Origin of the sequence: Mesorhizobium sp. M7A.F.Ca.CA.004.04.2.1 (assembly GCF_004022825.1) — a bacterium.
Taxonomy (GTDB): domain Bacteria; phylum Pseudomonadota; class Alphaproteobacteria; order Rhizobiales; family Rhizobiaceae; genus Mesorhizobium.
Genome location: NZ_RZPH01000201.1, coordinates 1 through 7,203, shown reverse-complemented (window position 1 = coordinate 7,203; position 7,203 = coordinate 1). Strand labels below are relative to the sequence as shown.

Annotated in this window: 7 protein-coding genes; 1 reads left to right on the top strand and 6 read right to left on the bottom strand. The window is 61.5% G+C overall.

Annotated elements, in window-relative coordinates; genetic code table 11:
- From EN893_RS11825 to EN893_RS11795, 6 genes are all read right to left on the bottom strand, one after another.
- Positions 1-1,029: ABC transporter permease (locus EN893_RS11825; protein WP_164900810.1), on the bottom strand; the 1,029-nt coding region annotated here is incomplete at its 3' end.
- Entirely contained in the window at positions 1,022-2,578 is a 1,557-nt protein-coding gene (locus tag EN893_RS11820) for a sugar ABC transporter ATP-binding protein (protein ID WP_127269784.1), read from the bottom strand. The genes EN893_RS11825 and EN893_RS11820, both read right to left, overlap by 8 nt.
- A complete protein-coding gene (locus EN893_RS11815) occupies positions 2,575-3,219 on the bottom strand; it encodes a DUF2291 family protein (protein ID WP_127269050.1) in 645 nt (214 codons plus the stop codon). Before EN893_RS11815 ends, EN893_RS11820 begins: the two co-directional genes overlap by 4 nt.
- 95 nt (positions 3,220-3,314) lie before the next feature.
- Entirely contained in the window at positions 3,315-4,256 is a 942-nt protein-coding gene (locus EN893_RS11810; protein WP_128361548.1) for a D-ribose ABC transporter substrate-binding protein, read from the bottom strand.
- 328 nt (positions 4,257-4,584) lie between these two features.
- Complete coding sequence (locus EN893_RS11805) at positions 4,585-5,412, bottom strand: phosphogluconate dehydrogenase C-terminal domain-containing protein (RefSeq protein ID WP_127269048.1); 828 nt, start codon at positions 5,410-5,412, stop codon at positions 4,585-4,587.
- A 283-nt stretch (positions 5,413-5,695) separates the two neighbouring features.
- A complete protein-coding gene (locus tag EN893_RS11795) occupies positions 5,696-6,370 on the bottom strand; it encodes a GntR family transcriptional regulator (RefSeq protein WP_013533053.1) in 675 nt (224 codons plus the stop codon).
- Between the two features lie 219 nt (positions 6,371-6,589).
- Here EN893_RS11795 and EN893_RS11790 point away from each other — a divergent pair.
- Positions 6,590-7,203, top strand: a 614-nt coding sequence (locus EN893_RS11790; RefSeq protein WP_164900809.1) for a substrate-binding domain-containing protein, incomplete at its 3' end; no start/stop codon positions are given.

Below are 7,203 nucleotides of genomic sequence, written 5' to 3'. Positions count from 1 at the left end.
ACTTTGCAGCCGGCGCTGCGCCTGGTCGACGACGACGGCAACGATGATGACGAGGCCCTTGATCACCATTTGCCAGAACGAACTCACACCCATCATCACCAATCCGTCCGAAAGAATACCGATGACGAAGGCGCCGACGATGGTGCCGCCGATCGTGCCGCGCCCGCCCGACATCGAGGTGCCGCCGAGCACCGCCGCCGCAATGGCGTTGAGCTCGAAACTTTCGCCTGTCGCCGGATGCGAGGCCATCAGCTCGGACGAGATGATCAGGCCGACGATCGCCGCGCAGAAACCGGAGAACATATAGACGAACATCTTCACCATGTTGACACGGACGCCTGAAATCCGCGACGCCCGTTCATTGCCGCCGACGGCGAAGATGTGGCGGCCAAGCGGCGTGTATTTGGCGAGATAGGCGGCTCCCAGTGCAACGACGATCAGGATCCAGATCGCCACCGGCAGGCCGAGCAGCCGGCCGGCACCGAGGAAACCGAAGCCGGTGGTGCCAAGTTCCGGTTTGCCGACCAGGTTGGGGAAGGTGCGGCCATCCGACGACAGCAGCGCCAGGCCGCGCGCGACGTAGAGGACGCCGAGCGTGGCGATGAACGGTGCAACGTTCAGCCTGGTGATCAGCAATCCGTTGACGGCGCCGATCAATATGCCGACGGCCAGTGTGATCAGCGCGATCTCGAAGACGTTGAAATAGATGGTGTAGCCGATCTGCAGGTCGATGCCGTTGAGCACGAGATAGCCGGCCACCATACCGCACAGGCCGACGATCGAGCCGACCGAAAGGTCGATGCCGCCAGTGATGATGACGAAGGTCATGCCCATCGCCAGGAATGCGTTCAGCGCCACGTGCTTCGACATCAGGATCAGATTGGCGGTCGATAGGAAATTCGGCGCCGCGATCGAGAAGAAGATCAGCACGGCGATCAGCGCGATGAACGTCCGAAGCTTCATCACGGTCAGCAGCACCGAGCCGCTGGAAGTGGAGGGAGCGGCCGCTTTGGCTGGGATGTCAGTCATGGGCGGTGCTCTCCGTGCGTGGGGTCGGTCCGTGGCCAAGCGCGGATGCAGCCACGAGTGCCGCCTCCGTCGCTTCGGCGCGATCGAACATGCCGGTCAGTTTTCCGTTGCTCATCACCGCGATGCGGTCGGACAGCGCCATCACCTCGTCGAGGTCGGAGGTGGCGAACAAAATCCCCAAACCGTCGCGGGACAGTTTGCGCATGGTGCGGAAGACGTCGGCCTTGGCGCCGACATCGATGCCTCGGCTGGGCTCGTCCATCAGCAGCACCTTGGGTTCGGTGAGCAGCGCCTTGCCGATCACCACTTTCTGCTGGTTGCCGCCCGACAGCGACGACACCTCCTGCGCAGGGTCGGCGACCTTGATCGCCAGCTCCCGCACCATCTGCGTCACCGCCTGCCTTTCGTCGGCGCCACGGATATGGAACAGGCGGGCAAATCGCAACAGGCTGGCCAGCGTCAAATTGCTGGCGACCGAGAGGATCGAGACCAGCCCTTCGCGCTGACGGTCTTCGGGGATCAATGCCAGGCCACGCCGGATGCGCCGCGTCGTATCGCGCTCCTTGACCTTTATACCGCCAATGAAGATCTCGCCCGTCGAATGGCCGTGACGGCCCATGATGCAGTCGAACAGCTCGCTGCGCCCGGCGCCCATCAGGCCGTAAATGCCGAGGATCTCGCCGGCACGCAGCGACAACGAGACATGGTCGACGGCAAGTCCGCCGGTGGCGCGGGGCAGGCAGATCTCCTCGGCACGAAAAATCTCTTCTCCCGGAAGATGGCCGTCGGCCTTGGCGAAGTCCTTGGCGTCGGAGCCGATCATCTGGCGAACGATCCATTGCGTGTCGACGTTCTTCATCTCTTCCTGGCCGGTGATGCGGCCGTCACGCAGCACGGTGATGTAGTCGCCGATGCGGATCAGCTCTTCGAGCCGGTGCGAGATATAAACGATCGCCACGCCGCGTGCCTTGAGGTCGGCGATCACCTTGAACAGGATCTCGACTTCCGCAGCGCTCAGCGCCGAGGTCGGCTCGTCCATGATCAGGATGCGCGCGTCGAGCGAGACCGCCTTGGCGATCTCGACCAGCTGCTGCTGACCGATGCGCAGATCCTCAACCAGCATGTCTGGCCGTATGCCGGCTTGCAGGCGTTCCAGAAATTCCGCAGCGCGGTTTTCCTGTTGCTCGCGGTCGATCTTGCCGAAGCGGTTGGTGATCTCCCGGGTGGCGAAAATATTCTCGGCGACGCACATATTGCCGAACAGGTTCAGCTCCTGGAACACCATGCCGATGCCGCGGTTCACCGCGTCCGCGGACGAGGAGAAGGAAACCTCTTCACCTTCCAGCAGGATGCGGCCGGCGGTCGGCCGTTCGACACCGGCGATGATCTTCATCAGCGTCGACTTGCCGGCGCCGTTTTCACCGACCAGCACGTTGACCGCGCCCTTGCGCACCTCGAAATTGGCGCGCTTGACCGCAACGGTGCCGGAATAGACCTTGGAGACGTCCTCGAGCTTCAGGATGATTTCGCGCTCAGCTGTCGCGCTCATGGTTTCGGCCCGATCTCTGCCTCCGCCGGCGTCACCAGCGGCAGGTCCTGGCCGCTCCCCAGCGTATAGGCGCCGAGCACCTTGGCGCTGCGGCCTTCCAGCGCATCGCGTGGCAGCTTGGAGAGCACCGTCTTGTCGGCATAAGCGTTGAACGCCTTGCCGAACTGGGCGAAGTCGATCTGGTTGGTGAAGTCGTTGAACTGGATGAAGTCCAGGCTGTCGCGCAGCGCGGTACCGCGCACCGCCGGTCCGATCTGCACTCGTGCATCGGCTTTGCCGTCGCCGTCGATATCGACGTCGACGGTTGCTGCCCGCGACTGCGTGTTGGCCGTGACGATCTTGCCTTCCAGGCGAACCGCGAAAGTCCAAGGCGAATTCGCCTGCTTGTTCGGATTGCCGTATTTGGCGCCGGCAGCCGATGGATCGGTTGTCGCCAGGGTGTGAACCTGCGCAAACGGTCCGGCTTTCTGCTGGAGATAGGGCACGACCTTTGCCGCCCATGTCTCTTCGACCATCTTGTCTGGATTGAAGGCGGGAGCGTTGTCTCCGGCTTCCGATTTCGTAGGCAGGATCTTGCAGGCGGTCAGGCTGATGCCGACCATTACGGTAAGGGTCGGCCAGTTCGGCTTGGTGTTCAGCATGGCGGCCTGTCGTTCAGCATCGTGGGCGGCCCACGGAAAATGGCGGCGAGGGGCGAAAACCGATGTTCGCCCCTCGCTATTGAAATCACGCTGGCTCAGTTCGTCAGCGCGAAGGTCTCCAGCTTGGCGGCATTGTCGCCATTGATCAGAACGCAGTCCATCAACTGCTTTTCCTTGGCCGGCGACTTCTTGTTCTTGATGAAGTCGTTGGCCTGCTCGACCGCCATCTGCGCCTGCGCGAAGGCCGGCTGCAGCACGGTTGCCTTGATACCGCCCGACGCGATGGAGTCCCGTACGTCGTTCGATCCGTCGAAGCCGACGACGATGACGTCCTTGCGGTTCGCCGCGGCAAGTGCCGCATAGGCGCCCATCGCCATCGTATCGTTGCCGGAGATCACGCCCTTGATGTCGGGGTTGGCCTGCAGGATCGATTCCATCTTGGAATAGGCTTCCGTCTGGCTCCAGTTGGCCGACTGCTGGGCAACCATCTTCAGGTCCGGATAGTCATCGATGACGTCGTGATAACCCTTGGAACGAATGCCGGCATTGGTGTCGGATTCCTTGCCGACCAGTTCGACGAAATTGCCCTTCTCGCCCATCAGCTTGACGAATTCCTGCGCGCCGAGCTGGGCGCCCTGGTAGTTGTTGGAGACGATCTGCGCCACGGCCACGCCGGTGGCGTTGATCTCGCGGTCGATCAGGAAGGACGGAATGCCCGCATCCTTGGCCTTCTGCACGGCGGCGACGGTGGCGTCCGCGCCTGCATTGTCGAGGATGATCGCCTTGGCACCGCGGCCGATCGCGGTGTCGATCAGCTCGGACTGCTTGTTGGCGTCGTCGTCATGGACCAGCACCAGCGCCTCATAGCCGAGTTCCTTGGCCTTGGCTTCCGCGCCGACGGCTTCCGCCTTGAAGAACGGATTGTCGTGTGAGGGCGTGATAATGGCGATGAGATCCGCCGCATAGGCGGGCACTGCCGTGCCAAGCGCCAGCATGCCGGCGAAAACCGCAAGCGTCATTCTGCGTGTGAGTTTCATGAAGTCCTCCCGTTTGAAAAATTGCCTTGATCGGCCAATGGCTTTGTCTGCATCCGAATTCGTCAGGCAGCGCGGGCCGCGGATCGCTTGGGTCGAAAACCGTTGCCGGCTTACCCAGGACGGATCGTTGCTCCCCAGCCATCCTCCACTTGCCCAGGCATCGTGCTCCCTGCGAAACCTTGTCGATCCGAGCCATGAACAGCTAAGCCAACTGGTATGATGAGTCAACCACAAATTCAGGTGACATGTACCTGATGAGCTACCAAAACCGAGGATCGGCAATGGCATGCCGGGCCTTCGAGGTGCTGCGTCAAGCACCTGTCTTCTCTCAGGTGATCCGCTGAATGCTGGCGGCGATCTCTTCCGGTTCGAACACGCGCTTCCAGTCGTCACGCATCAGCACCGGCTTGCCGAACTCGATCGCCTTGTTGCATGCGTCGGAGAAAACGCCCTTGGTCTCGCCGAAAATGACGGCGCCGAGCACGTTCATATGGCCGAGCAGGAAGTCGAGTGCCGCCTGCTGGTCGACGCCGCGCGCCACGACCTCGTCGACGGCTTCTTTCATGACCACCAGCAACGAGGCGCACACCGTCTCCGAAAGGCCAGGCTCGAGCAGCGCCATCTGTTCGACGCTGACGCGGTGCGAACGCATCACCGGCGCCCATATGATCTTCGCGATCGCCTCGCCCTTGGCGTAGTCCTCTTCCGGGCCCTGCATCAGGGCGCTGACCATGTGCTGCTTGGCCTTCACGCCGCCGAAATAGTCCTTCTTGGCTGCCATGTCGGTCTCGTCATTGAAGATCGGCGGATGGCAGGGGTGAGTGACGAAATAGGTGAGGTCAGGCCGCTTCGGCAGATGGCCGGCGAAAGGTGCCGCCGCGTCGAGCACCACCACCATCGTGCCTGGCGCCAGCTTGCTCTCGATGCTGGCCGCTACCTTGCCGATATGCGTGTCGGGAACGGCCAGGATCACCACATCCGCGTCCTTGAGCGCCTCGTCGGCACTGACCGTATCGAAACCCAGTCCGGTCTTCAGCCGTTCGCGGCCGGCATCGCTGACCTCGACATGGCGTATCGTGTAGGGCGACCCGCGAAAATTGGTCGACAGGCGGTAGCCCATTTTCCCGCCAGCCCCGAACAGCGCAATCGTTGTCATCTGGTCACCACTCCTGTTCTTCGGCGACGGCATCGCGCGTCGTCAACTGATCAACTGGTATAATCACGCTACCAGATTTTGGCAATGCGATAATGACCATGCGATGCGTTCGCCGCGTCATCGGCTGCCGCCGGTAGCACGAGAATCATGGATGGCGCGCTCGGGATATGATCTCTAGATCACCAGAAGAAGCCCGCGCTTGCCCGCTGAGTGCGCATGAGCGCTGCTCTGCCATCCCCAGAAATAGGAGGCATGTGATAGGGGTCGGAGGTCGGGCCGGGCGCTACTTCAAAAGATCGACCAGCATGTCGAAAGCCGCATCGATATCGCCACGAACCGCCGCCTGAACTGCCTGCTCGTCCCGGTCGCGCAGGGCCGCAAACATCTGTTGATGGTATGTGTTCGCGGTCGAGTAGGACCCATGCAGCATATTGAAATAGGGGCTGATCTGCAGCCATAGATCCTTGATGATCTTGAGCAGGGTTTCGGATCCCGCTGCTCGGTAGATTGCGAAGTGGAAGGTATAATTCGCCCTGAGATAGGCCTTTACGTCGTCCGCGCCATTCGCGCGTTCCAGTGAGTCCAGATCGCGCGCGAAAATCGCAAGATCCGCATCACTCCGGTTCTGTGAGGCCCAGCCGGCGGCGATGGCCTCTATCTCAAAACGTACATTGCGCAAATCGGTGAGCCGCTCGCGGCTGAGCGCCGGAATACCAATGGAGCGTCCGGATACCACAGTGAGCGCGTTGGCTGCCGTCAGGCGCCGCAGCGCTTCCCTGACCGGCATCGGGCTGACGCCAAAGGCGTCGGCGAGGCTCTGAACCGTGACCATCTCGCCCGGTACGATGCTGCCGTCGAGGATCAGTTCGGTGACCTGATTGTAGACCCGGTCCTGCAGAGTTTCCTTGGACAGTGGAATGATCTCGACACCAGGCTTCCTGAACGCCGATCCAGCCATCTCCGGTCAACCTTCCCGCCCAAGGGCGACACTATTGCTTGTCTGGGAATGCAAGGTTCGTGGTGCCACGTCAAGCGGCCGACATAGCCCGTTTTGATATAAACGATTTCATCATTGATATTTGATCAAACGATGTTACGGTCGCTGGCATCGAATGGCAAGGGTTACGTTTTGTGCCCTTGGGAGGCATTCGGTCGTTCTGTTTGGGAGGAGTTTCACATGGGTATCGGATCGAAAGTCCGGCGGCTCGCGCTGCTGGCTGGGATGGCTGCATGCGCCTTCGGCCTGTCCGCCGCGCAGGCAGCCGAGAAGCACAAGATCTTTCTCAGCATGAGCTACATCGGCAATGATTGGCAGGCGGAGGCGGCCAACATGGTCAAGGCCATGGCCGCCCACAAGAGCCTGGCCGACAAGGTCGACCTGCAGGTCCAGGTCGCTGGCCCCAACGCGCAACGCCAGATTCAGCAGATCAACGCGATGGTGCAAAGCGGCGCCGAGGCGATCGTCGTGTATCCGATTTCCCCGACCGCGCTCAACCAGGTCGTCAAGAATGCCTGCGACAAGGGCGTGAAGGTCTTTGCCTACGACGCCGAGATCACCGAGCCTTGTGCCTACAACGTCCACATCGACCAGCTGGAAGCCGGCAGGGTGACCGCCGAATGGCTGGTCAAGAAGCTCAACGGCAAGGGCAACATCATCGCCATCACGGGTGTCCCGGGAACATCCGTCGACGATCAGCGGACAAAAGCCGCCAAGGAAGTCTTCGCCAAATATCCTGATATCAAGATCGTCGGCGAGGCTGTCGGCATGTGGAGCCAGGCGGTCGCCCGCAC